Source organism: Pseudomonas sp. IT-P218 (assembly GCF_949767605.1).
GTDB classification, from domain to species: domain Bacteria; phylum Pseudomonadota; class Gammaproteobacteria; order Pseudomonadales; family Pseudomonadaceae; genus Aquipseudomonas; species Aquipseudomonas putida_AE.
In genome coordinates, this window is sequence record NZ_CATKQQ010000058.1 from 1 (window position 1) to 752 (window position 752).

The 752-nt window shown below is 63.3% G+C and carries 2 protein-coding genes; both read left to right on the forward strand.

All coding sequences use genetic code 11. The features are described from left to right. Positions 1-625, forward strand: a 625-nt coding sequence (pqqC, locus tag ACM6I6_RS24465) for a pyrroloquinoline-quinone synthase PqqC (RefSeq protein WP_414920827.1), incomplete at its 5' end; no start/stop codon positions are given. Further along, on the forward strand, positions 622-752 hold a 131-nt coding region (pqqD, locus tag ACM6I6_RS24470; RefSeq protein WP_414920828.1), incomplete at its 3' end, for a pyrroloquinoline quinone biosynthesis peptide chaperone PqqD. The genes pqqC and pqqD, both read left to right, overlap by 4 nt.

Genomic DNA, 752 nt, shown 5'->3' on the forward strand with positions numbered 1-752 from the left:
AGGCTGGGTCGCCAACCGTTTTTACTATCAGGTGAACATCCCGCTGAAGGACGCGGCAATCCTGGCCAACTGCCCGGACCGCGAGATCCGCCGCGAGTGGATTCAACGCCTGCTGGACCACGACGGCGCCCCCGGCGAAGACGGCGGCATCGAAGCCTGGCTGCGCCTGGGCCAGGCCGTCGGCCTCGACCCGGACCAATTGCGCTCCCAGGAACTGGTGCTGCCCGGCGTGCGCTTTGCCGTCGACGCCTACGTCAACTTCGCCCGCCGGGCCAGTTGGCAGGAGGCCGCCAGCAGCTCGCTGACGGAACTGTTCGCGCCGCAGATCCATCAGTCGCGCCTGGACAGCTGGCCGCAGCATTACCCATGGATCGACCCCGCCGGCTACGAATATTTCCGCACGCGCCTGGGTCAGGCGCGGCGCGATGTCGAGCACGGCCTGGCCATCACCCTCGAGCACTACAAGACCCGGGAAGGCCAGGAACGCATGCTGGAAATTCTCCAGTTCAAACTGGACATTCTTTGGAGCATGCTCGATGCCATGAGCATGGCCTACGAACTCAATCGCCCGCCGTATCACAGCGTGACCGGGGAACGGGTCTGGCATAAAGGAATCATCCTATGAGCTTCGATCGCAGCAAGACCCCGACCTGGCGCCCTGGCTACCGATTCCAGTACGAACCGGCACAGAAAGGCCATGTGCTGCTGTATCCCGAAGGCATGATCAAGCTCAATGAAAGCGCCGCGCTGAT